The organism is Mycobacterium numidiamassiliense, assembly GCF_900157365.1.
Classification (GTDB): Bacteria; Actinomycetota; Actinomycetes; order Mycobacteriales; family Mycobacteriaceae; genus Mycobacterium; species Mycobacterium numidiamassiliense.
In genome coordinates, this window is sequence record NZ_FUEZ01000004.1 from 3,562,481 (window position 1) to 3,588,905 (window position 26,425).

The window sequence follows — 26,425 nt, forward strand, 5'->3', positions numbered from 1 at the left end:
CGCCGATCGCCTCCTTGCGCCGCGCTTCCGGCCAGGCCGCGGCGTCAACGACCTGCAAATCCAGCGCGACTCCGTCGACCGGCAACACCAGCTGCCGAGGTATCCCTTCGGGCGCGACGAACACAGTGCGCAGGCTCTCGTGGCGGGCCACGACGTCGGCGAGCGCAGCACCCAACGCCTCGACATCGAGGGGTCCGTCCAGCCGCAGTGCCGACGAGATGTTGTAAACCGGTGAAGGGCCTTGCAATTGATCAAGGAACCACAACCGGCTCTGCGCGAATGACAACGGAATCACCGCAGGTCGCTCGCTGGGCACCAGTGGTTCGAGCCAGCTGGCGCCCTCACCGATTCTGGTGGACAACTGGGCAACCGTGGGTGCCTCGAACACGCTGCGCACGACCAGGCCGGCATCCAGGTTGGAGTTGATTGCCGCGACCAATCGCATGGCCGAAATGCTGTCCCCGCCAAGCTCGAAGAAGGAGTCATCCACGCCTACCAGCCGAGGCGGTTCGACGCCGAGGACGTCGGCGTAGATGCCAACCAGGATTTCCTCGACCGCATTGCCGGGGGCCCGATACCGACCGGCGCTGTATTCGGGTGCCGGCAGAGCACGGGCGTCGAGCTTGCCGTTGACCGTCAACGGCAGCGCGTCCAACACGACCACCGCGGCCGGAACCATGTACGCCGGGAGCCGCTCGGCCAATGCGGCACGCGCCTGGCCCGGTTCGATGGTCCCGGTGACGTATCCGACCAGGCGCTTGTCGCCGGGGCGGTCTTCGCGGGCGATCGCCACCGCGTGCTCGACCCCGGCGAGCGCGGCCAGCGCGGCTTGCACCTCGCCGACCTCGATGCGGTACCCGCGGATCTTCACCTGCTCATCGGCACGGCCGAGGTAGTGCAGCTGGCCGTCGGCGCCCCAGCAGACCAGGTCCCCGGTGCGATACATCCGCGTTCCGGGCTCGCCGAACGGGCAGGCCAGGAACCGCGAGGCCGTCAGACCGGCCCGGCCAACATACCCGGCGGCCACGCCCTCGCCGGCCACGTACAACTCACCGACCACCCCGGCCGGCACCCGGCGCAACCGCCCGTCGAGCACAAATAAGGCCGCCCCGGGCACCGGTGAACCGATCGGTGCCCCCGACCCCGGTGTCAAAGGTGCGCTGATCGCCACGCACATCGACGTCTCGGTCGGGCCATAGCCATTGACCATCAGCCGCCCCGGCGCCCAGCGGTCGACCACCTCGGACGGGCACGCCTCGCCCGCCACCATCAAGGAGACCGACTCCAGGCCGTCTGGTGACAATGCAGCCAACGCCGATGGAGTCCTGGTGAGCATGCTGACCCGCTCGGCCACCATGAGTGCGTGGAAGTCGTTCGGAGAGCTGGCAACCGAATCGGGCACCACTACCAGACGGCCACCGCGCAGCAGCGCGCCGAAGATCTCCCAACTGGAGGCGTCGAACCCGAGTGAGTGACACTGCGTCCACACGCCCGCGGCGGGCAGTGCGGCGTCCAGCGACGACATCAGCTGGACAACGTTGTGGTGAGTGACCGCAACACCTTTGGGGACACCGGTGGTGCCGGACGTATAGATGAGATAGGCGATGTCGGCTGGCGCGGGCGCCGGCATGGCCGCGCTGGGTTGGGTGTGCACGGCAGGGTCGTTGACGTCGATGACGGCCAGGCCGAACCCGTCGAACCGCTCGGCCAGATCGGCGGTCGTGACCGCCGCGATCGGCCTGGCGTCGTCGAGCACGAATTCGATGCGGGTATCGGGAACCGCCGGGTCAATCGGCAGATAGGCCGCTCCGGTCTTGAGCACCGCCAACATCGCCGCGACAGCTTCGGCCGAACGCGAAAACAGCAGTGCCACAGACTGTCCCGGACCCACGCCCTGACTGGTCAACAGGTGGGCCAGTCGGTTGGCCACCTCGTCGAGCTCGCGGTATGTCACCGACAGGCCCCCACACACCACCGCCACCGCTTCCGGCGCGCGAGTTACCTGCTCGACGAACAACTCTGGAACCGAAATCCGCGCATCCACCGGTGCGGCCAACACCGCCCGGTTACCGATCTCGTCCAGCCGGGCATGCTCACGCCGATCGAGCAGATCCACCGACGACAATCGCCGCCCGGGATCGGCGGTCACCGCAACCAACACCCGCTGCAACCGCCCGATCATCGCCTCGATGCTGCTCGCGTCGAACACGTCGGTGCGGAATTCGACCCGCCCGCCGATTCCGGCGGGCTTACCGGCCTCGCTCCAGCGTTCGGCCAGGGAGAACACCAAATCCATTCGCGCCGAATGGCTGTCGATCGGCACGGACGTGGCCTGCAGGCCCTCCAATGCCAGACCAGCAGCCGGATCATCGTGACCGGCAAAGTTCTGCCAGGCCAACATCACCTGCACCAGCGGGTGATGGGTCAAAGATCGGGTGGGGTTGAGTCGCTCAACCAAGAGCTCGAACGGCACATCTTGATGCTCGAAAGCCTCCAGACTGCGCGCCTGGACCCGAGCCAACAGTTCGGCGAAGCTGGGATCACCGGCAACGTCGATCCGTAGCACGAGGGTGTTCACGAAGAAACCGACAAGCTCATCGAGTGCGGGGTCGCGGCGTCCCGCGATCGGGAATCCAACCGCCACATCGGGACTCGCGCTCACCTGAGAGAGCAGGACCGCCAGGGCGGCCTGCATCACCATGAAGCTGGTCGCATTGTGCTCACGGGCCACCCGAGCCACCTGCTGCTGCAGGTCGGCCGACCAGTCCACCTCGACGGTGGCGCCGCGCAGGTCGGCGGACCGGGGGTAGGGTCGATCGGTGGGCAGCTGCAGCCGGTCGGGCATCCCGGCCAGCGTCTGCTCCCAGTAGGCCAGCTGCGCGGCGATACGGCTGCCGCTGTCGTTGAGATCACCGAACTGCGCACGCTGCCACAGCGTGTAATCGGCGTACTGGACCGCCAATTCAGTCCACTCGGGGGCGTGCCCGGCGCAGCGGCTGGCATAGGCCACATTGAGATCAGCGCCGAACGGCATGAGCGACAAACCGTCGGCGGCGATGTGGTGCAGGACGATCACCAGCACGTGTTCGTTCGCGGCCACCGCGAAAAGCTCGGCACGCACCGGGATTTCGCTTGCCAGGTCGAACGCGTGGCCAACCGCCGCGCCAATGCCTTCGTCCAACTGCTCTGGCGACCACCCGGCGGCGTCGACAACGTGCCACCCGAGGTCGGCCCGATCGACGGGCACCACGACCTGCCGGGGTGTTCCCTCGTGGGAGGGGAACATCGTGCGCAAGCTCTCGTGGCGCCCCACCACATCGGACAACGCCGCACCGAGCGCCTCGGTGTCAAGCTGGCCACGCAGCCGCAACGCCGCCGCCATATTGTAAACCGGTGAAGGCCCCTGCAACTGGTCGATGAACCACAGCCGGTTCTGCGCGAACGACAGCGGAATCACCGCGGGCCGCTCCCCCGCCACCAACGGCTCCAACCGTCCCGAGCCCTCGCCGACGCGCAGTGCCAACTGCGCGACAGTGGGTGCCTCGAACACAGCGCGTACCGGAAGATCGACGTCCAGTGCGGCGTTGATCGCCGCGATCACCCGCATCGTCGACAGGGAGTCCCCACCCAAATCGAAGAACGAGTCGTCGACACCGACGCGCTCGACGCCGAGCACCTGCGCATAAACACCGGCCAGGACTTCCTCGGCCGGAGTCGCCGGAGCGCGGTAGTGGTCAACGTCCTGGTAGTCCGGTGCCGGCAAGGCGCGGGTATCGAGCTTGCCGTTGACCGTGAGCGGCAAACTCGGCAGCGCGACAACCGCGGCGGGGACCATGTACGCCGGCAGCCGCTCGCCCAGCGCGGCGCGTGCCTTCACCGGTTCGGCAGCCCCGGTGACGTAACCCACCAGACGTTTGTCCCCGGGGCTGTCCTCGCGGGCGACGACCACTGCCTGGTCCACCCCGTCGAGCGCGGACAGGGCGGCCTGGATTTCGCCGAGTTCGATGCGGTAGCCGCGGATCTTGACCTGTTCGTCGGCGCGGCCCAGATAACGCAGCTGCGCGTCGGGACCCCAGGACACCAGGTCCCCGGTGCGATACATGCGGGATCCCGGCGCCCCGAACGGGCACGCGACAAAGCGCGACGCGGTCAAATCGGGCCGACGCAAATAACCGCAGCCGACGCCGTCACCGGCCAGGTACAACTCGCCGACCACGCCCGCGGGCACCGGCCGCAACGAACCATCCAGCACAAAGAACGCGGCCCGCGACACCGGCGAGCCGATCGGCGGGAAGCCCGAGCCCGCCTTCAGTGGCGCACTCTTGGACGCCCACATCGTGGTTTCGGTCGGGCCGTAGACATTGACCATCACCCGGCCGGGTGCCCAACGATCCACCAGCTCGGGCGGGCAGGGCTCCGCACCGATCACCAATGCCGCGGATTCCAAACCCTCGGGCTCGAGAATGCCGACAGCAGAAGGCGTTTGGGTAAGCACCGTGACTTGCTCGCTGACCAGCAGGGCGTGGAACTCTTCCGGTGAGCGGGCCACAGAATCGGGCACCAGTACCAGGCGCCCGCCATGCAGCAGCGCGCCCCAGATCTCCCACACCGAGAAGTCGAACGAATACGAATGGAATTGCGTCCACACCTGATCCGGCGTCAGCGGCACGCCGATCTCCAGCGAATCGAAAAGCTGAACGACGTTATTATGCGTGACTGCAACACCTTTGGGCACACCGGTGGTGCCCGAGGTGTAGATGATGTGGGCGAGGTCATCGGGGGCCGGGCCCGCGGGCGCGGTGCTGGGTTGGGCGTGTACGGCGGGGTCGTCGACGTCAATCACCGACACATCGAACGCGTCGAGCCGGCTGGCCAACGCGCTGGTGGTCACCGCGGCGATGGGTGCGGCGTCGGCCAGCATGAACTCGATCCGCGCCGCAGGCAGCGCCGGGTCGATCGGCAGATAAGCGGCCCCGGACTTGAGCACCGCCAAGATCGCCACGATTGCCCCGGACGAACGCGAGAATGTCAGGGCGACAAATGAACCCGGACCGGCGCCCCGGCCGCGCAACAGGTGCGCCAACCGGTTCGCCGCCTCGTCGAGTTCTCGATATGTGATCGACCGGCCCTCGCCTACCAGCGCCACCGCCTCGGGTGTGCGGGCCGCCTGCGCGGCGAACAACATCGGCACCGACGCCGGCGCGGTGGGCCGGGTCAGCACCTCGCGATTGCCCCACCTCTGCAGCCGGGCGTGCTCAGCGGGATGCAGCAACTCCACCGTCGACAACCGCTGCTGGGGATCGGCCGTCACGGCCATCAACACCCGCTGCAACCGGTCGATCATCGCTTCGATACTGCCGGCGTCGAAAACGTCGGTGCGGTACTCGGCCATCACACCGATCCCGGCGTGCTCGCCGTCCTCGGTCCAGCGTTCGGCGAGGGAGAACGTCAAATCCATACGGGCGGTGTGGGTGTCGACCGGCATCGGCGTGACATGGAGATCGCCCAGAGGGAATCCGGCGGCGGGGTTGGCCTCGTGCCCGGAGAAGTTCTCCCAGCCCAACAGAACTTGGATCAGCGGATGATGGGTCAGGCTTCGGGCGGGGTTGAGCCGCTCCACCAGCAACTCGAAGGGCACATCCTGGTGTTCGAACGCAGCGAGGCTGCGCCGGCGCACCTGCGCGAGCAACTCGGCAAAGGTGGGATTTCCAGCCAGGTCGACGCGCAGCACCAAGGTGTTGACGAACATCCCAACCAGATCGTCCAGCACGGCGTCGCGGCGCCCGGCGATCGGGAATCCCACCGCCACATCGGTACTCGCGGTGATCTTGGAGAGCAGCGCCGCAAACGCGGCCTGAACCACCATGAAGCCGGTCGCGTTGTGCGAGCGGGCAACCCGCGCAATCTGCTGCTGCAGCTCCGCCGGCCAGTCCGCTGCCACCCGGGCGCCATGGTGATCCGCGACTGGCGGGTAGGGCCGATCGGTGGGAAGTTGCAGGCGTTCGGGCATCCCGCCCAGAGCCTTCTCCCAGAAGGCCAGTTGCGCGCCGATCGCGCTGTCGCTGTCGTCGGCATCGCCCAGTTGGGCGCGCTGCCACAAGGCGAAATCGGCATACTGCACCGGCAATTCGGCCCAGCCGGGAGCTCCACCGGCGCATCGGCTGGCATAGGCCACGCCCAGATCGCGCGCAAACGGCGTGATCGACGAGCCGTCGGCAGCGATGTGGTGCACCACGGCCACCAAAATGTGTTCGTCCGCAGTGACGGTGAAAAGGCTTGCGTGTAACGGGCTCTCATTTGCCAGGTCGAATGTGTAGCCCGCCGCGGCCTCGATGCCCTCGGCCAGCTGACTTGGCGACCATCGGCTGGCATCCACGACACGGTAGGCGAAGTCGGCCTGCTCGGCCGGGATCACAATCTGTTGCGGTATGCCCTCGGAGGAGGTGAATACCGTGCGCAGGCTTTCGTGGCGGGCCATCACATCCCGCAACGCCAGCGCCAGCGCATCGGGATCAAGCCGCCCGCGCAGCTGCAATTGAACGGCGATGTTGTAGATCGGCGAGGGCCCCTGCAGCTGGTCGATAAACCACAAGCGGTTCTGGGCAAACGACAGCGGAAGCAGCGCAGGACGCTCACCGGCCGCCAACGGCTCCAGCCGCGCCGCATCGCCACCGATACGGGGCGCCAACTGGGCAACCGTGGGCGCGTCGAAGACGGTGCGAACCGAAAGGTCGGTGTCCAGGGCGGAATTGACCGCGGACATCAGCCGCATCGCCGACAGCGAGTCACCACCGAGGTCGAAGAACGAGTCGTCGACGCCGACGCGTTCCAGCCCCAGCACCTGGGCGTAGATGCCGGCCAGGATTTCCTCGACAGCGCCGCCCGGAGCGCGGTAACTATCGGCGTCGTCATACTCGGGCGCCGGTAAGGCCCTGCGGTCGAGCTTGCCCGAGGACGTCAACGGGAACTCGTCGAGCACCATGATGTGCGACGGCACCATGAAGTCGGGCAGCCAATCGCTCAACCGCTGACGTACCGCGCCGATCTTGGTATTGGTACGGGGATCGTTGGCGTAGGCGGCGCGGCGGTGCGCCACGGCTGGTGGCAGATAAAGGTCGGTCACCGCCGCGAGGTGCTCGTCGTGAGCGATGAATACGGCATCGACGGTGCCGGGTCGGGTGCCCCAGGTGACGGCGACCTGGTATCCGGTGGCCTCACCGAGATAGTGCAGTTCTTCTGCGACGACGGCCTCGCCCATCTCGATGGCGCGGGCCTGGGCGTGCGCGTCGGCCACGGACAGCCCGGCGGCAAGGCCCTGTTCGATGGCGACATCGGTGGCCACTCCGGCGCGCGGGATGTCGAGGATACGAACGGCCGCGGGACCCTGGGAAGTCAACCGGTTCTGCAGACCGCGCAGGCCTGCGCATTGAGCCCACGCCCAAACCGGTGTGTCGGCCAGCGAGCGCACCGGCGCGGGGGATTTGTGGACGACGACGTCGTAGCGATACCGGCTGAGTTCGTTATCGCCCAGTCCGCGCTTGATTCGGATGTCGAGTCCGGCCACCGCTGGCTGATCAGCCGCCCAAGCACTGAAAAACTCTGGCGCCAAAAGCAATTCGGGCTCACCGAGCATAGCGTGATGAACCCGTTGACGGATCTCGGCGCTGTCGGCGCCGGGTGTGCGAGCGAGCGCGATTCCGGTCTGGAACGCGCCCTGCAGGTTGTGGTTACGGATGTCGCCAAGGAACAGCGAGCCGGCAGGGGCGAGCAGCTCCATGGCGGTCTCGATGAGGTCGGCCAGATACCCCGCATTCGGGAAGTATTGGACGACCGAGTTCACGATGATGGTGTCGAAGTAGCCGCGCTGCAGTCCCTCGGTGACATGCGCGGGCTGGGCCCGTAGCTCTACCCGATCACGCCACGGAAGCTGCAGCCGCTCCAGCGAGTTGCGGAGGTTGTCGATCGCCACGGCCGACATATCGGTCGCGACATAGCGTTCGCACTGCGGGGCGACCTGTGACAACAGCAGCCCGGAGCCGGCACCGATTTCCAGCACTCGCCTGGGCTGCAGGGACATGATGCGGTCGACCGTGGCCGCGCGCCATTCCGCCATCTCCTCGAGCGGAATCGGATCGCCGGTGTAGCTGCTGTTCCAGCCCCGGAAGTCCATGCCGAACTTCGGCGCCTCATCGCCGCCGTAGAGCTCGTCATAAATGTTTTGCCACTCTTCGACGATTTCGGCGTCGTTGTCGGGGGTCTCGTCGTGATTGAGGGTGATGTAGCCGATGAGGTGAGCGCCGCCGGTGGCGTTGTGATGCACGGTGGCGGCGGCCTGCAGGACCTGCGGGCAGGCCAGCAGGGTGCTTTCGATTTCACCCAGTTCGATGCGCTGCCCGCGCAGTTTGATCTGATTGTCGGCGCGGCCCAGATACTCGAGGGCGCCGTCGGGCGTCCACCGCACGAGGTCTCCACTGCGGTACATTCGCGTCCCGACGTCGCCAAAGGGGTTGGCCACGAATCGTTCTGCGGTCAACCCGACGCGACCGATATAGCCGTGTGCCAGGGCGGGCCCAGCCAGATAGAGCTCACCCACCACCCCGACCGGAGCCGGCTTCAGCCAGGCGTCCAGCACCAATGCGCGCACGCCCGGGATCGGCGCGCCGATGGGGACCGGCTGCCCCGCCGACAGCCGCGAGGTCCCGGTTACCCAGATAGTGGTCTCGGTAGGGCCGTAGGCATTGAACATCCACCGGCCCGGTGCCCAGGCAGAGACCAGCTCCGGCGGGCACGCCTCTCCCACGGTGATGATCGTGTCGAGTCCGCCCAGCTGGTCGTGCTCCAGCGACGACAGCACCGTCGGGGTCAGCACCGCGGCGCTGACCCGCTGGGTCTGCGCCAGTGCGGTCAACGGCTCCGCGGCATACACATTCGGCGGTGCCACCACGAGCGTCGACTCCGTCACCGGCGCCAACAGGATCTCGAAGAGCGACGCATCAAAGGTTGGTGCGGCGACCATCAACACCCGCGCACCGGAATCGGGTCCGAACAACTCGCGTTGCGCGACCGCCATCCCGAGCAGACCGGCATGGCTCACCGCGACCCCCTTGGGCGCACCGGTGGACCCCGACGTGAAGATCACATATGCGGTGTTGTGCACCTCGAGCGCAGCGCGACGATCGGCGTCGGTGATCGGCTCGGCGGACCGCCCGGACAAGTCGAGACCGTCGACGCGCAGCACTGGGCGGGACCCGGCCGCAGCCAAAGCATCGCTGCCGCAAGTCAATACGCATACCGTCGCGACCTCGTCCAGCACGCTCGCGATGCGCTCGACGGGCTGGGCTGGATCTACCGGTACATAGACGCCACCAGCCTTGACCACCGCCCACCACGCGACCACCAACTCCGCGCAGCGATCCATCGCCACGCCGACCGCGCGTTCGGGGCCCGTGCCGGCGTCGATGAGCACCCGCGCCAGCCGCGTCGACCACTCGTCAAGCTCGCGGTACGAGAACTCCCGGTCACCGTCGACCAGCGCCACCGCGTCCGGGATCGCCGCCACCGCCGGAGCCAACAACTGCGTTGCCAGCCCGATCGGTGCCTGCACTCCGGCGCCAGACCACTTGGACAGCAACAGATCACGCTCGCCGGCGTCCAGCAGATCGACCGTCGACAGCCGCCGTTTCGGATCGGCGGTCATCGCCACCAACACCCGTCGCAACCGGTCGATCAGTTTCTGGATGTCCGCCTCGTCGAAGATATCCGTATCGAATTCGACGCGCAGGTCCAGCTCGCGACCGGGCAGCGCCTCGATCGTCAGCGGGAAGTGGTTGTACTCGCGGTTGACGATGTCGGTGATGCCCAACTCGTTGATGCTCGCCATTGCCGCGGCGTCGACCGGGTAGTTCTCGTAGACGAAAGCGGTATCGAAAAGTCTTTCGTGGCCGGTGATCCGGTGAATCTCGCTGAGCGCGAGATGCTGGTGCTCGATGGTGTCATTGTGGTCGTTCTGCAGCTGGCGCAGCAGGTCTGCGGTGGTGGTCTCCGTTGTGATGGTCGCCCGCACCGGCACCGTGTTGATCAGCAGCCCGACCATCGATTCCGCGCCGGCAACTTCCAGATCGCCCGCTCGGGACCGCGCGGTGCCGAACACGACATCGTGCTGGCCGGTCAACGAGGTCAACAGCAGTGCGTAGGCGCCCTGCAACACGGTGCTGACGGTGGTGTGACACAAGCGGGCGACCTCGCTGAGGGCCCGCGTGGTCTGCTCCGGCACCCGAACGGAGTGAAAACCTCGGCGTCCCAGTCCCAGCGCATCCTGTGGACCGACCAAGGTGGGGTTCTCAAAGCCGTCCATCAGTTGGCCCCAGGCCGCGCGGGCGGCGTCGAGGTCACGTTCGGCCAGCCAGGTGATGAAGCTGCGATACGGGGCGGCGGCGGGCAGGCGCTGCCCGTAATAACCGGTGAAGATTTCGCGCAGCAAGATCGGCAGCGACCAGCCGTCGAGCACGATGTGGTGATTGGTCAGCACGAACTGATGCCGCCGCTCAGCGGTGCGGATGAGCAGCGCTCGGAAAGCGGGCTGGTCGGCGAAATCACACACCGCGGCGCGCTCGTCGGCGCACAAGCGCTGAATCTGCTCATCGCTGTCGGCGTCGTCGGCGCCGAGCTCGAGATAACGCCACTCCACGGCGGGATCGGCCGGAATGATCTGCACCGGCTCGTCGAAGTCGTCGCAGAATTTGGCCACCAGGTGCGGATGGCGGGTGATCACCGTTTGCACCGCTTCCCGCAGCCGCTGCGGATCCAGCGGGCCGGTCATGGTGAAGTCGAGCTGCACCGCATACATATCGGCGTCACCGTCGTGCGCGGCGCCGGAATGGAATAGCAGCCCCTGCTGCAGCGGGGTCAACGGCAAAATGTCGGCAATCTCGTGTTGCCGCTGCAGCTCATCGATCTGCTGCTGGGTCAGCTTGGCAGGCGCGATGTCCGAAGGCGTCAGACCGCCCCCGCCGCGGCGCACGTGTGCGCCGACGCCGGCCAGGGCGTCGAACCACAACTGGCTCAGCCGGGCGACCGCCTCGTGGTTCAGAGCCGATGGCGCCCACGTCCAGTTGGCATGCAGCTCCGGGCCGGTGTCGCCATCGACGATGACGGCGTTGACCTCGCACGTGTGCGCCAACGGCATGGGCACCGCCGCGGCAGCGTCCGCCATCGACATGCCCTCGGGCCCGATCCACCACATGTCGCCGGATGCCTGGACCGCCGCACCCAGGCGCCCCAGATAGTTGAAGCCGATCGCCGGGTCCGCGTGGTTCAGGTCGACGTCGTCGTTGAGGTAACGCAACAGGCCGTAGCTCAGTGGGTCCGGCAGGGCACGAAGTTGCTCTTTGGCGTCTTTGATCAGCGGCCCGAGCGCGGCCTCGCCGGCGACTACCTGCGGCCAGGAAACCCCGCCAAGCACCAGCGACACGGGGTGCTTGGCGGTGAACCATCCCACCGTGCGCGACAGGTCAACCTCAGCGGCCAGCTCCTCGTGTCGCCCGTGGCCTTCGACGTCGATACCGATCGGCGTGCCACGGCTGTCCAGAAATTCGGCGCAGGCCAACCCGAAGGCGATCAACAAGATGTCGTGTATCCCGGCGTGGAAGGCGGCGGGCACCTCACCCAGCAGCATGCCGGTGGTCTCGGGATCCAGTGACACCGAAAGGTTTTGGGCCGTCGCATACGTATCCACAGCCGGGTTCACTGCCGGCAGCGCCAGCGGGGTCGCCGCCACCCGCTTCCAGGCATCCGCCTGCTCTGTCACCGTGTGCGCGTGGTCAGCAAGCACCGACGCCCACTGGGCGAACGACGTCCCGGTCGCGGGCAACGCCACCGGCTGTCCCCCACCGTGCTGGGCCCATGCGGTGTTGAGATCCTCCAGCAGAATCCACCAGGACACCGCATCGACGCCCAAGTGGTGGATGCTCAACACCAGTTGGCTGGTGGAGTCGATCCACAACGCGCTCAGCATCACCCCGGCCGCCGGGTTCAGCCGCGACCGGGTTTCCACCAGTGCCTCATCGGATAAGGCATCCGTGCTGCGCAGGCAATCGCGCGCATCGACCGTTCCTGGCTCGGGAACCGACAACGCCCACCCGCCGGCGCCGTCGTCCTCGACCCGCAGCCGCAACATGGCGTGCCGATCGAGCAAGGCCTGCAGCACCACGACCACGTCGGCCTCGGTAGCTCCTGCGGGAGCCTCCACCAGCACCGTCTGATTGAACTGCTCGATCGGACCCTCAATGTTTTTCAGCCAGCGCATGATTGGGGTGGCCACCACGGGCCCGACACCCTCATCGACCGGGCCGGCTTGGCTATCGGCCACGGTGGCCACCCGGGCCAGCCCGGCCACGGTCTGCTCTACGAACACATCGCGAGGCCGGCACAGCAGGCCGGCGGCGCGTGCCCGGGCCACCACCTGCATCGACAAGATGCTGTCGCCGCCCAGCTCGAAGAACGAATCGTCGACGCCGACGCGCTCCACACGCAGGACCTCGGCGTAGATGGCGGCAAGGATCTCCTCGACGGGGCTGGCCGGCGCGCGATACTCACCACCGGCGTACTCCGGCGCCGGAAGGGCACGGACATTGAGTTTGCCGCTGGGGGTCAGCGGCAGCTCGTCCAGCACCATTACCGCCGCGGGAACCATGTAGGTCGGCAGCCGCTCGGTGAGCACACTACGTACGTCGGCCGGGTCCGCGGTCCCGGTGATGTAGCCGACGAGGCGGTTGATCCCAGGGCGGTCTTCGCGTGCGATCACCGCCGCCTGCTTGACGCCGTCGAGTCCCGCCAGCGCCGCCTGCACCTCGCCGAGCTCGATGCGATGCCCGCGGATCTTGATCTGGTCGTCGGCGCGTCCGAGACACTGCAACTGCCCGTCGGCGCCCCATCGCACCAGGTCCCCGGTGCGATACATCCGGGTGCCCACGCCTCCGAAAGGACATGCCACGAAACGCGACGCGGTCAGGTCGGACCGGCCCACATACCCCGCCCCGACGCCGCTACCGCCCACGTACAACTCACCGACCACGCCCGCCGGGACTGGCTGCAGCCACCTGTCGAGGACGAACAGCGCCGCGCCCGGCACCGGAGTGCCGATCGGCGGTGGTCCCGACCCCGCGGTCAAGGGGTCACTGATCGACACACACATGGTGGTCTCGGTGGGGCCGTAGGCGTTGATCATCACCCGGCCAGGCGCCCACTGATCCACCACCTCGGCGGGACAGACCTCACCGCCCATCACCAGTGTCATCGATTCCAAACCCTCGGGCGCCAACATGGCTACAGCAGAGGGTGTTTGGGTGAGCACGTTGACCTGCTGCGAAATCAGCAAGTCGTGGAACTCGTCCGGGGAGCCAGTGACCGCCTCGGACACCACGACGAGCCGGCCGCCGGACAACAGCGCACCGAAGATTTCCCATACCGAGAAGTCAAAGGCGTACGAATGGCACTGTGTCCAGACCTGATTGGCGGGCAGGCCGGCATCCAATGATTTCAACAACTGGGTGACGTTGTCGTGGGTGATGGCCACACCCTTGGGGGTGCCGGTGGTGCCCGACGTGTAAATCAGATAGGCGAGATCGTCCGGCGACGGCTCCGGCGACGGCAACGCCGAGGCGGGCTCGATCTCGAGGCGGGGATCGTCGATGTCTACGACCAACAGCCCATACGCGCCCAGCCGATCGGCCAGCGCGCCGGTGGTTATGGCGGCCGTCGGTGCGGCGTCGGTGAGCATGAACTCGATCCGGGCCGCCGGGTGCGCCGGGTCGATCGGCAGGTAGGCCGCCCCGGTTTTCAGCACCGCCAGCATGGCCACGATCGCCTTAGGCGAGCGGCCAAACAGCAATGCCACCCGCTCGCCGCGACCAACACCGTTTCTGATCAGCAAGTGCGCCACGCGATTCGACGCCTCGTCGAGCTCCTGGTAGGTCCATTCGCGGCCCTCGGCGCTGATCGCGACCGCATGAGGGGCGCGGTCGACCACCGCGCCGAACGCCGCGGGAACCGACACCGGCGCGGCCGCGGGTCGGGTCAACGCTGCCCGATTGCCCATCTCGTCCAACCGGGCACGCTCCGATTCGACGAGCACGCTCAGCGACGACAGCGACAGGTCAGGGTCGGCCGTCATCGCGGCGAGCACTCGCTCCAGCCGCTGCACTAAGTCGGTGGCGGCAAAATTCGAAAAGGGTTGTCCCGCACCGACCGTGCTCAGCGAATTCTGACCACCGAATCCCAGGAAGAACAGTCCGAAATGAGCTACCGGGCCAAAGGTGGTGAAGGTCGCCGTCGCCGGAACTCCGGCCAGATCCAAGGCAAGTCGGGCGAGGATGAAATTGACAACGACCCGATTCCCTGCCCGACGGGGGTCCCGAAGACCGCTCTCGCCGCTGAGGGTGTGTACGGGAAATCGCTGGTGGTGCAACGCTTCTCGGGTCCGCTTGTCCACATGCTGGCAAAACGCACCAAACGTCGACGAAGCCGACGTCGTCAACACCAGCGGGACCACCCCGGTGATCATCCCGGCAAGGGTTTTCGACTCCGGCCGCACCCGCCTGCTGACCGGGAAGTCGAGCACCACCTCGTCCGCTCCGTCATCACCGTACGCACGCACCAGCAGCGCGCACGCCGCGGTGATCACCGACGATTGACGGACGCCCAATCGTTTGGCGAGCTGCTTGATTCGGGCGAGGGTGGACGGGTCCAACTGCGCCGGCTCCGAGGGCCAGTACGAAACCGGATCGTCCGCACCGGGGGGCGACGAGTACTCCGGTCCGCTTTCGGCAGGAAGGTTCTCGGCCCAGTAGGCCCGATCCTCGAGATAGTCGTTGGACGCTTCGTACTCCAACTCCAGGCCAATGAGGTCACGCAGCGAGCCGAAGAAGGCGGGCGAAATGGGCGAACCGTTAACCAATGCGGAGTAGATGGCCGCGATACGCCGACCTAACAGCCCAATGCCGGAGCCATCGACGTTTATGTGGTGCAGGCAGGCGAACCAGTAATATTCGGTAGGCCCCGTTTGGAATAAGGCAAATTTCATCAACAGGTCGTTAAGCGGCATCGGCGTGGATTGGATCGCCGTCGCCATCTCACGGGCTTCGCGCGCGGGATCGTCCGAGCCCGTCAAGTCATACAAATCCAGCGTGATGTCGGGGTTATCGATCGCCCTTTGGAATACCTGGCCATCGACTTCGAAGAAAGTGGCACGAAGTGGTTCGGCCTCTTGCATCGCTTGTTTAATTGCCTGCTCGAGTAGATCAGCACGGACGGGTCCATCGATTCGGACGAATTGGCCGAGATGCCACTGAGCACCCGAGCGCCCCGTCTGCTGGGAAAGCCATATGTCGAGCTGCCCGCGTGTCAGCGGGAGCGCTCGGTCATCTATTTCCAACTCAGATCCCCCCGAACTTCAGAACTTGACCGGATCCCCGTACCCGGACGGTCTACGTCTCAGAAGCTCGGCTGTGCCAATCTTTCGCGCAGACTCTTCGAACGTATATCAGTCCAATTTCGGTCGACGTAGTCGAGACACGCTGTGCGGCTGGCTTTTCCGTAAACGACCTGCCAGCCGGCGGGGACATCCGCGAAGTCTGGCCATAAACTGTGTTGCTTCTCACTGTTGATAAGGACGAAGAAGCCGCCGTTGGCGTCATCGAACGGATTGGTCTGCATCGAATTGCCCCCTATAAGCGCGGCGCGCCGAGCCAGCACATTCCAGGCACGGCGCGACTTGCGAGCGATCACTCTCGCTCACAAGGTCAATGAAGGTCAAACTGTAACTCGCGGTGCTAGTTTCGATGCGACCGTCTACGTTGGCGTCAAATCCCAACTCACCAGATCGCTTTGTACCCGCCGCGTCGCCGAGCGAAACCTCGGCACCCCGTTGATTTCTCGGTTCCTAACAGATTCACAGCGACCACTGGTCACTGCGCTCGTGTCATCTAATCGGCCACAAATGAACACAGTTCGCCGGACGATGGCGCGTCGATGCCGACAAGCAAGTTCTAGCATCGCATTTCAGGCCGACAATTGACGTCGCTGCTAATTGCTGTCGCCCGAGTCGTACCGCAACGCCGATGGCAGTCGCCGGTTTGGCGCCGATCGCCCGGGTAATGTTGCACCAATGTGGGGGTCGGTGCTCGGGTTGGCGCTGCTGGCCGCACTCAACCCGATGCGTCTCGGCCTTGCCCTTCTGATGATCTCCCGGCCACGACCCGGGCCGAATCTGCTGGCCTACTGGGCGGGCGGCCTGACGGTGTGCGTTCCGGAGTTGCTTGTTCCCCTGATTGTGCTGCATTTCACACCGATGTTCGGGTCTGTCCGGCACGACTCCCCCACCCGCACAACACATTCCACCCTCGCCCACATCCAGATCGGCATAGGTGCGATCGGGCTCACAATCGCTGCGGTCATCGCGGCGCGGTTCTTCGCCCGCCCGCGCGTGCCCCAACCGGCGCCGGGCGGCGGCGCGTCGGGCGCGACGCTGGACTCAGCGGCCCCGCCGGCAATCCGGCGTCTGCTCGGAGGCGCGCAGGGCCCTCCGACGGAGGACGAGTCCATGATGCGGCGGCTGCTGCGCCGCAGCCATGACGCGTGGCAGAACGGATCCTTGTGGATCGCGTGGGTGATCGGCCTCGCATCGGTTCCGGTCGACGGGGTGCTGTTCATGGTCGCGATCATCATGGCGTCGGGAGCCACGGTCACCGCGCAGGTCGGCGCCGCCATCGCGTTCGTCGTCGTGATGTATGTAGCCGTGGAGATCATCCTGGTCGGCTATCTGATCGCGCCGGTGAAGACGCACTCCTTTGTCCGGGCCCTGCATGACTGGGTGCTGACCTACCGTCGACAGATATTGGTGACCATGTTCACCGTGGTTGGGGTCTCGCAGCTCGCGGAGGGCATCGGCAACATGTGAGCTACGGCCCCTGATCGACCGCACTCAAAGCTCGTGAGATGTACCGTTCGACAATGCATGTCGACGCGATGACCGCTCCTCAGCCCTTGGGACGGATGGGCGACATCGCCCGGCGTACGCAGGCGTCGGGCTTCTCCGGCCTTCTTTTCACCGAGACCGGACGTACTGCCTATCTCAACGCCGCCGTGGCATCTCAGGCCGCGCCCGGTCTGGAGCTCTCGACCGGCGTTGCGGTCGCCTTTCCCCGCAGTCCGTTCGTCACCGCGGCCAACGCGTGGGAGCTACAGGAGGCGACCAATGGAAGATTCCGCCTGGGTCTTGGCACCCAAGTGCGCACCCATGTCGTGCGGCGATACGGCACGACCTTCGATCACCCAGGCCCGCGCCTGCGCGATTACGCGCTCGCGGTGAAAGCCTGTTTCTCGGCTTTCCGGACGGGACAACTCGATCACCACGGCGAGTTCTACGACCTCGACTTCATCACTCCGCAGTGGAGTCCGGGGCCCATCGATGCGCCCGATCCCAAAGTCGACGTCGCCGCGGTCAACCCCTGGATGTTGCGGATGGCAGGCGAAGTGGCGGACGGAGTTCATGTCCATCCCCTGGGTGAACCCGGCTACCTGGCGCGCCACGTGCTACCTAATCTTGCCGAGGGCGCGGCGAAATCGGATCGCTCGCCGTCCGACGTCGCGGTGATCGTGCCCGTCATGACGATCGTCGGCGACACCGAGGACGAACGGCGCACAGAGCGTGAACTCGCCCGGGCGAGCATCAGCTTTTATGCCAGCACACCCAACTATTCATTTATTTTGGACGAGGCTGGATTCGAAGGAACGACGGCGCGAATTCGCGAGAAGCAAAAGCGCGGCGACTTCAAAGGCATGGCGTCGGAAATCACCGATAAACACCTTGCCGTCTTTGCCACGGAATCGACCTGGGACGGTCTGGAGGACGCCCTTGTCGACAAGTACGCAGGAATCGCGACTCGTATCGTCCTGTACAACGCGCTCGCCGACCTCGACCGGCTCGAGCGATATGGTGCCGTCGCGCAACGCATTTCGTCTCGATGTGCGACACGCTGAGACCAGGGTCTAATTACGCTGCGGATCAGTTGAATTGAATGCATCCGCTCCGCTCGCGGGTGGCTCAGCTGGCGTTGAGCGCCGGACAATCCGCGTAGCGGGCGGCGTCGATCAGGGCGTCGGCGCGCTCGCCGGCCTGGTCCACGTCCATCCCGGTCAGATCGGAATTGTTGGCGTTTTCCGCTGCCGCAACGATTTGACGACGTGACCAGCCCTGCTGCAGCGCAGAACATATCGTCTTTTCGGTGTGGTTTGGGTGGACGGGCCAGTCGGGAGCGAAGGCAATCGGATCAGCGTGAGCCGTAGCGACTGTGCCGGGCATAGCAACAACGGCCAAAGCAAACATCAAGGGTATGGCCGAAAGCAATTTCTTCATGGTCGCCGACCGTACGCAGGCTAACCGAGAGCCAGCTGGTTCCTGACTGTGTGAACGTTAGGAAAACACTTGGTGCAAGTAGCAACAGAGCCGGTCCCCATAAGCGGCACCCGGAAGGTTGCGTGCGGCCTGACGTTGCGCTATGAGCGAATTGTGATGTGCCGGTAACCCGGCCGAACTCTGACCGCTTAACTCTTTTCTTTGCGCAGATACCCAGCACATTCTCAGCGGGATCAAGGATGTGTTGCGGCTACGCGGAGCCGCCGTAGCTCCACCCGATCCGCCGAACCCGAGATGGCGAAGTTGGCCACACGCGTTGCAGACGACACTAAAGTGCTGTTCGTGGCCAGAGACGTGTTAGCCAAGGGCCGGGACCGCTGGTTGGCGATCCCGGCGTCGCTCGTTGTCTCCGCCGCGATGATCTACGCGCAAAGCACGGAGCATCCGAGCCGGGTCGAAACTCCGGCGGCGGCACCCTCAGCTCCGGTGGCGGGCCCGTCGATTCCGCCATTTGTGCCGACCAGCGCGCCGCACATCGCCAGTCCCGCCGAGGCGGAGTCGTTGGCGGCAAGCGCCCCGGCCGCGGCGCAGCCATTCCAGGTCGCGCTACCGGCCGGCGTCGCGTCCGAGGACAGGCTGCAGGTCAAGACCATCTGGGCGGCCCGCGCCATCAGCTTGTTGTTTCCGCAGATCAAGACGATTTACGGGTACCGCCAGGATCCCCTGCCATGGCATCCCAACGGGTTGGCGATCGACGTGATGATCCCGAACCATGAAAGTCCCGAAGGAATTGAACTCGGCAATCAAATCGCCGGGTATGCGCTGGCAAATGCCAAACGCTGGGGAATCAACCATGTGATCTGGCGGCAAAAGATTTACCCGGGTGTCGGCGCGGGGAGCTGGACGGCGGACTTGGGTTCAGAGACCGCCAACCACTACGACCACGTACACATCGCCACGGACGGCGGCGGGTATCCGACCGGGAGAGAGATCTACTATATCGGATCCATGACCGCCTCACCGCCAGGGTGAGTTTCGGAATCTCTAGAAGGCCACTGACGTGCATCCGCTGCGGCCCGAATGTGGGGCGGACGGCACCGACTAGACCGCAACTGCGTGCCGGCCTTCCTCGATCCCCGGGTCAGTCGGTGCGCAATCCGCGGGCGCGCTTGTTGGCGTACATGTGCTCGTCGGCCAGGCGCATCAGGTCCTGCTGACCGGCGGCAATGCCTGCGCTGAAGCCCACCGAACGGCCCACCTCGGCCCAGCGCTCGCGCAGGCGGACAAGAGTCTGTTCGGCCTCCGCAGAATCGGCGCCGACCAGCATGAGCAGGAATTCGTCGCCGCCAATGCGGAACACGATGTCACCCTCGCGCACGCACCACCGCAGCGCGTCGGCGAAATCAACGAGGAGCTTGTCGCCGGCCTCGTGGCCGTGGCGGTCGTTGTAGTTCTTGAAGTTGTCCAGGTCGATGAGTACGACAGCCGATTCGCTGGCGTGCATCGACAGCTGGGGCCCGAGCGTGCTCCGGTCTCGCAGCTGGGTGAGCGCGTCAGTGTGGGCGATCTCGCGGAGCAGCGCACTCTGGGCCTCGAGTTGGGCGATCAGCCAGGCCGGGACCTCCGCGACGAGCATCCACATGACCGCAGCCGACACCACGATCGGCAACGATTCGGGGAGAGCCTTGCCGCCGCCCACGACGAACGCCACGACCCCGAACGGGACGACGGCAAGCGACCGCCAGCGTGGGCAGGTGAGACCGACGTAGACGAACGAAATCGTGATTGTCCCGGGCAGGTTGCGAGTGGCGGCCGGCTCAACGACCCCGACGAGGACGGTGACGACGAGAGCCGCTACCGGCCACCCGACGAGCAGCACGCGCAGCTCCTGCCAGCCGCAGAGGCGGCCGACGACGGCGACGATGATTCCCAGCAGCGCCGCCGCGGCGAGGAGCTGATACAGCCGGGGATCGACGCGGGCACCGGCGACGTAGGTTCCGGCGACCGCGTACAGCGCGAGCACCGCGAGGTAGGCCGCCAGCCCGATGGCATGCCAGCGCGGCGCGAATGGCTGGGGGTCGGCGCGCCAAGACACGTGCTCAGGATAAAGCCGCCGACCACGTGTTACGTGGTGATCCCGGGGTGCTGGGTGTTACAGGCCGAGCAGGCGACGCTTCTGATGGGTGAATTCCTCGTCGGTCATCAATCCCTCGTCGCGCAGCCTGCCGAGGTCGCGTATCTCGGCAGCGACTCCCGTCACGGCGATATGCGGCGAGGTCTGCGGCTCTGCGTCGTGAGCGTCAGACGCGGCGTCGTCGGCGGCGGGTGCGGCCACCCGCTTCTCTGCACCACCCGCCCTGGCCGGTTCGCGGCGACGCGGGCCAAAGGCATCGGTCATCGAACGCGCCGCCGTGCTCGCCAGGGCCACCTCGCTCAGCGCGCTCGATGATCCTGATGTCAGCAGCTGCTCGCCGGCAGCGACGCTGGTGGCCGGCAACGCCAGCGCCATCGGGCGCACCGCGGGCGTCGCGGCCGCCCACGTCGGCGGGACCGAAAGTGCGCCAACCGTTTTCGCCTCACCCAGTCCACCGAGCACCGTCGTCGACGTCACGTTCTGGGGCCCCGCCACCAGCGCCGCCGGGCCCTCAGGCGAGATTCCGCCGACCAACTGCCAGTTACTGACAATATCGTCGGTGTGGATACCGGTCTCCGCACCGATGAGGTCGATAGGCATCGATACCACCCCCAATGGGGATATTGGGGCATCAATGCCGAATGCAATGAAGTCCGAGCCCAAGCCCAAGAGGTCCAGCGGCGTCAACGCGGTACCGCCGTTGAGGGCGGCGCCCGCCGAGCCTACCGAGCCCAGTACTGAGGAAGGCGACGTTGCGGCATTCGATACGACACTCTGCGCCGTTCCCGCCGAGGTACCGGCGGCCTGGGTTACCGCGGTTGCCTGGCCCGCCTGCCCCGCTGGGTTGGTGTTCTGCTGGGGTGAGCTGAACGGTGTCATCTGGGTGGCCGCGGCCGAGGCGCCCGAGTAGCCGGACATCGCGCCGACGTCCTGGGCCCACATCTCTCCGTATTGGGTTTCGGTGGCCGCGATGGCAGGGGTGTTCTGCCCCAACACATTTGTGGCAACCAGCTGCATCAGCAGGGCGCGGTTGGCGGCAACCTCCTCCGGCGGCACCGTGGCCGCAAATGCCGCCTCGTAAGCGCTTGCCGCCGCGATCGCCTGGCTGGCCGTTTGGTCGGCCTGGGCGGCGGTGGCACTCATCCACCCGGCGTAGGACGCGGCCGCCGCAGCCATCGAGACCGACGAGGGGCCCAGCCACTGCCCCGTCGTGAGCCCCGAGACCACCGACTGGTAGGAGCTCGCCGTCGAATACAGTTCGCTGGCTAGCGATTCCCACGCCGCAGCGGCGGCGAGCATCGGCCCCGAACCCGGGCCGGCGTACATCCTGGCGGAGTTGACCTCCGGCGGCAGCGTCGCAAAGTCCATTGCACGCCAGGCCTATTCGAACGTGGTGAAGTAACTGGCGCCAGCGTCGCGAGAGTGGCGCGCCGACTTTCCGGCCACGTCAAACATGAAAATCCCCTCCGAAGATCTGTGAGCAATGCCCGACTTATCCGAGCAAAACGAAGTCCGGCTGCTGCTGACTTTCGCTATGTTGCAACAGAGTCCAGCTGTCTTCTCAACTGGCCTTGACCTCGTGGCTATCGTGTTGGCATCCGACTGTTCCGTGTGCACCATCTGTAACTGTCTGGGCAGAAGGCTGCCCCTTGCGCAGGGTCTCCACCAGTTCGCGGTACGGACCGACGAGATAGACCGTGTCGCCGGCCTCAAGCCGGGAGTCGCGGCGCGGATGCAATCGAACCGGCGCGTCCTCCCTGGTGACCGCGATGACTCGAGTTTGTGTCGACACTTCGAACATCTGCACGCCATCGAGTTCACTGCCGGGCTGCACGTACATCCCGCCGACCATGAACGATCGGTTTCCGACCGAAAACGTCCCCATCACCTGTAGACCCAGCGCAGCACCGATGAACCACGGAGCGGCGAGTTCGACTGTGGAACGGACGTTTTCGAAGCCGAATCGCTGGGCGACCGCAGATCCCAGGTCGTGGTCGTACACCCGCAGCACCAACGGAACCTCGCCCCATCGATTGCCGTCCGGTGCCGGTTGTGCGGCCAACATTTCGCGGATCACGATGCCGGTCTCGATATTGATCATGTCGTCGCGGGTCAGCACCGCTACCGCACGAGCGGTGTCGACCCTGGCCGCTTCCAACGTCTGGCGTAATGTCGCGTCCCCGAAGATGACTGGCACGTCAAGCTCGACCGTCGTCGACAAGAAAGAGTTGCTCTGGTCGCGTTCAACCACCACGACGTCGTACCCGGCTTTGGCCAGATCGGTAACGACGCGAACGCCCAGCGCGCTCAGCCCGACGACGATGATGTGGTTGCGCAAGTGACGCACCCGCGGGCGTGCGGACAGCATGAGGAAGCGGCGCGACAGCAGCACATCGGCGACAAATGCGACGAGCAGAGCGGTGGTGGTGACGCCGGCCCCCATCAACAGGGCGGCGTACAACCGCAGCCACGTTGGCTGTTTGGCAAAGCTGAAATCGCCGTAACCGGTCGTCGTGATCGTCTCGTTCGTGAAGTAAAACGCGTCGACCCACGACATCCCCGGGTGTGTGTAGGCGAAATGCAGCAACGTTGTTGAGCTAGCGATCAGAAGGGCCAGGGCGCCGATCAAGGGATAAAACGCGGGGTTGACCTCGTTGGGAAGGGCGCGCAGCGCGTAGATGAATCGGCGCAATCGCGACTGCCGCGACCGCATTCGGGTCTGCCGCGGAATTTCGATTCCGCAGGCGGCAACCTCCGCGGTAGTGCCGATCATCGCCGTCCAGTCACCGCCGCTCACCCGTAAATCCCGTCCCGGACATGGCACCACCTCGGTGTCGTCAGGGGCGTCCTGCTCGGGCACCACCGCCACCGGGGCAAGGTCGCCGTAGATTTCCCGCAGCGTCGCGTCGAACGGCGCCTCAGCGCCGAAGACAACGAACTCCATCCCGGCCACTTCGAATGGGTGAGTGGTGCGCGCCAGGCACGCCTCGACGACCGCTGGCGCCGCGAGGTCGGCAACACCGAGGATCACGCTCAGCCGGTCATCAGCGGAGACCGCTTCCCGCAACACCTCGTTGGCTACCCGCGCGACCACGCGAATGTGGGGATTGGCCTTCCGGGCCAGCAGGGCGATTTCGAGGTTTGTCGCATCATCATCACCCGCGCAGACGACGGCCGCCGCATGCGCGACGCCGGCTCGGGCGAGCTCAGTCTTGACGCGGGTGCCGGCGAGTTCAGAATCGAGGAGTCTCGCGACGCGTGCGCCAGCCCTTTTCAACTCCTCGACGATAGTCGTCGCCAGCGCGTCGTCACCGCTGACGATGACGCATTGGTCCATGAGATCCACCTCCTCCGGCAAACGCTGATCAGGACTGGATGCCCGGTAGAGCCCGCCGGCAGAAACCGATGCGATACGGCGGGCCACGCCATCCAGCTGCAGATCTTTACGAAATACTAACAGCACATGAATCACTCTGAGCCGCAGCGGAACTCGACATCCCAAATTGGGAGTGAGCCGCTATTTACTAAAACTGATTGTAGCCCAATGGTTTTGGTGCTCAGCATTGGCCGCGGAGCGGACAAGCGCGGGCAACCGCGATAGCGACACGTCCGCCGCGCGCACGAGTGGCTGATCTCACAGTAACTTTGAACCAGACGCTCAGATACCCAGGAGATCCTCAGATAAACGCCCTTTTTGTAACTAATCCCGGCGTTTTTGTTACGCCCGAATAACTCTCTGGGAATGTGCTGACAGGATTCCTGGCAACATTCTGTGTCCTTTGGGATTCTGCACGTTCCTTCCGCCGGCGGGAAAAGACATCGCGTTAATAAACCGTTAGGCTTCGCCGTGTTTGATAACCCTGGGGGTAAGGAATATGCCTTGTGACAACACCTTTGGCTGACGGACACAAAGCGTGGTCGTCGTTCTCTGATGTGTGCAAACGCGGCTTCCTCGGCAAGCCCATGATCACCTCCGAGCTCGAGCACGAAAAATTGTCGAATCCCGTTGCCCTCGGCGTTCTTTCACCCGACGCGATCTCGTCGACCGCGTACGGCTCCGAACAGATCATGATCGAGCTGCTGCCCGCGGCCGGGATGGCGGCGTTTGCGTTGTTGCTTCCGATCACCGGCGTGATCCTGCTGATCCTGGTGTTGGTCGCCGCGTCCTATCGCCAGGTCGTCATGGTCTACACCCGGTCGGGCGGGTCCTACGTGGTCGCGCGCGAGAACTTTGGCCCCCGGATCGCGCAGATCGCTGCCGCGTCGCTGCTGATCGACTACGTGGTCACCGTCGCGGTGCAATGCGCCGCCGGGACCGTCGCCGTGGTCTCCGCCGTTCCGGTACTGGGCCCCTACAGCCTCGAGATCACCGTCGGCGTCGTGCTGTTGATGTGCTTCATGAACCTGCGCGGCCTGAAGGAGGCCGGGATTCGTTTCGCGCTGCCCACCTACGCCTTCACGGTCATGGTGGGGTTGACGATTGTCGTGGGTGTGATCCGCGAATTCATCGGCAACCTGCCGATCTACGACCCCGAACACATTGCCGGCGCGGTGGAAGTCCACCACGGCAACGGCCTCATCATGGGGGCGACGATCCTGGTCGTGTTGCGCGCGTTCGCCAACGGCGGTTCGTCGTTGACGGGCGTCGAGGCGATCTCCAACACGGTCAACAGCCTGCGCAAGCCCGAAGGCATCAACGCCCGCAAGGTCATGACCGTGATGGCCTGCATCCTCGCGTTCCTGCTCGCGGGAGTTGCTTGGCTGACCCACGTCACGCACGCCACTCCTTACGTCGACGGGTATCCGTCGATGCTGTCCGAGATCGCCCGGGCGGTCTTCGGCGACGGCGTGTTCGGCAAGGTCCTGTACTTCGTCCTGCAGGCATCGACCGCGGCGATCCTCTACACGGGCGGCAACACCAGCTTCAACGGCTTCCCCGCCTTGGCCAGCTTCGTCGCCGAGGACAGCTTCCTGCCCCGCCCGCTGATGAAACGCGGCCACCGTCTGGTGTTCTCCAACGGGATCATCGCGCTCACCGCGCTGTCCGTGGCGTTGCTCGTCCTCACGGGAGGCTCGGTCGATGCGCTGGTGCCCTTCTACGCGATCGGCGTGTTCACCGGGTTCTCGATGGCCGGCTACGGCATGACCAAGCACTTTTACACCCATCGCGGGCCGGGTTGGCGAGGCAAGGTCGCGATCAACCTGTCAGCGGGGATCCTGTCGACGATCGTGGTGGCGATCTTCGCGGTCGCCAAGTTCACCGAAGGCGCGTGGCTCATCGTCATCGTCTTCCCGATCCTGGTGTTCGCCCTGATGCGGCTCAATCGGCAGTACCGTGCTGAGGCATCCGTTCTTCAGATGGCGCAGACCGAGCGCCCCGACCTCGACCGATACACCCGACATCGAGTCCTCGTTTTCGTCGATGCCGTGGACCTCGCCGAGATCGAGGCTGTCCGGTATGGCAACGGGCTGCATGCCGACGACCTCACCGCAATCCATTTTGCGATCGACGCCGAACATGCCGCCCGGCTGCGCCAGCGGTGGGAAGTCTTCGAACACGACACCCGGCTGCGCGTGATCCCGTGCCCGGACCGCCACCTGAACCGGGCCGCACACGAGTTGGTCTCGCAGGTGCTCGACGACCATCCCGACACCAAGGTGACTGTACTGTTGCCGCGCCGAACCTACTCGCCGCTGGTGGGCCGGCTGCTGCACGACCGGACCGCGGACAAGATCGCGCGGGCCATCAGCCGCATACCGGGCGCGGCGGCGCAGATCCTGCCCTACGACATCGAGTCCCGGATCGCAGAGGTGACCCGCTCAGGCTGACCGAGCCGTGCCGCCCAGGGATGTGCGGCACCAGGCGCGCAGTGATGGCG

The 26,425-nt window shown here is 65.6% G+C and carries 10 protein-coding genes (1 of these 10 only partly in view); 4 read left to right on the plus strand and 6 right to left on the minus strand.

Annotation, left to right across the window (positions count from 1 at the left end; genetic code table 11):
- Both MNAB215_RS25305 and MNAB215_RS25310 read right to left on the minus strand, forming a co-directional pair.
- Positions 1-15,430, minus strand: the 5' end (the start) of a protein-coding gene (locus MNAB215_RS25305; RefSeq protein ID WP_077081222.1) for a non-ribosomal peptide synthetase. 15,707 nt of this gene lie to the left of the window's left edge; the window shows 15,430 of its 31,137 coding nt (coding positions 1-15,430); it begins with the start codon at positions 15,428-15,430; its stop codon lies off the left edge, out of view.
- A gap of 59 nt (positions 15,431-15,489) precedes the next feature.
- Positions 15,490-15,711 (minus strand): MbtH family protein, encoded by a 222-nt coding sequence (locus tag MNAB215_RS25310; protein WP_077082326.1) that lies wholly within the window; start codon positions 15,709-15,711, stop codon positions 15,490-15,492.
- A gap of 463 nt (positions 15,712-16,174) precedes the next feature.
- Between MNAB215_RS25310 and MNAB215_RS25315 the strand changes: the two genes are divergently transcribed.
- Complete coding sequence (locus MNAB215_RS25315; protein WP_245830478.1) at positions 16,175-16,954, plus strand: GAP family protein; 780 nt, start codon at positions 16,175-16,177, stop codon at positions 16,952-16,954.
- A 53-nt stretch (positions 16,955-17,007) separates the two neighbouring features.
- Positions 17,008-18,036 carry a TIGR03617 family F420-dependent LLM class oxidoreductase gene (locus MNAB215_RS25320; protein WP_077082327.1) on the plus strand — a complete coding sequence of 343 codons (1,029 nt, stop codon included), beginning with the start codon at positions 17,008-17,010 and terminating at the stop codon, positions 18,034-18,036.
- A gap of 64 nt (positions 18,037-18,100) precedes the next feature.
- On the opposite strand, the gene MNAB215_RS25325 is transcribed toward MNAB215_RS25320, so the two are convergent.
- Entirely contained in the window at positions 18,101-18,412 is a 312-nt protein-coding gene (locus MNAB215_RS25325; RefSeq protein WP_077081224.1) for a hypothetical protein, read from the minus strand.
- A gap of 294 nt (positions 18,413-18,706) precedes the next feature.
- Between MNAB215_RS25325 and MNAB215_RS25330 the strand changes: the two genes are divergently transcribed.
- On the plus strand, positions 18,707-19,444 hold the full coding sequence (locus MNAB215_RS25330; RefSeq protein ID WP_077081225.1) for a VldE C-terminal domain-containing protein: 738 nt from the start codon (positions 18,707-18,709) through the stop codon (positions 19,442-19,444).
- A 109-nt stretch (positions 19,445-19,553) separates the two neighbouring features.
- On the opposite strand, the gene MNAB215_RS25335 is transcribed toward MNAB215_RS25330, so the two are convergent.
- From MNAB215_RS25335 to MNAB215_RS25345, 3 genes are all read right to left on the minus strand, one after another.
- The gene (locus MNAB215_RS25335; protein ID WP_077081226.1) at positions 19,554-20,507 is read right to left on the minus strand and encodes a GGDEF domain-containing protein; all 954 of its coding nucleotides are present in this window, start codon (positions 20,505-20,507) and stop codon (positions 19,554-19,556) included.
- 57 nt (positions 20,508-20,564) lie between these two features.
- Positions 20,565-21,914 (minus strand): PPE family protein, SVP subgroup, encoded by a 1,350-nt coding sequence (locus MNAB215_RS25340; RefSeq protein WP_077081227.1) that lies wholly within the window; start codon positions 21,912-21,914, stop codon positions 20,565-20,567.
- A 193-nt stretch (positions 21,915-22,107) separates the two neighbouring features.
- Positions 22,108-23,883, minus strand: a complete 1,776-nt coding sequence (locus MNAB215_RS25345; protein ID WP_077081228.1) for an NAD-binding protein — start codon at positions 23,881-23,883, stop codon at positions 22,108-22,110.
- A gap of 557 nt (positions 23,884-24,440) precedes the next feature.
- Between MNAB215_RS25345 and MNAB215_RS25350 the strand changes: the two genes are divergently transcribed.
- Positions 24,441-26,375: an APC family permease gene (locus tag MNAB215_RS25350; protein WP_425436550.1), complete on the plus strand. Its 1,935-nt coding sequence runs from the start codon at positions 24,441-24,443 to the stop codon at positions 26,373-26,375.
- Positions 26,376-26,425: the final 50 nt, after the last annotated feature.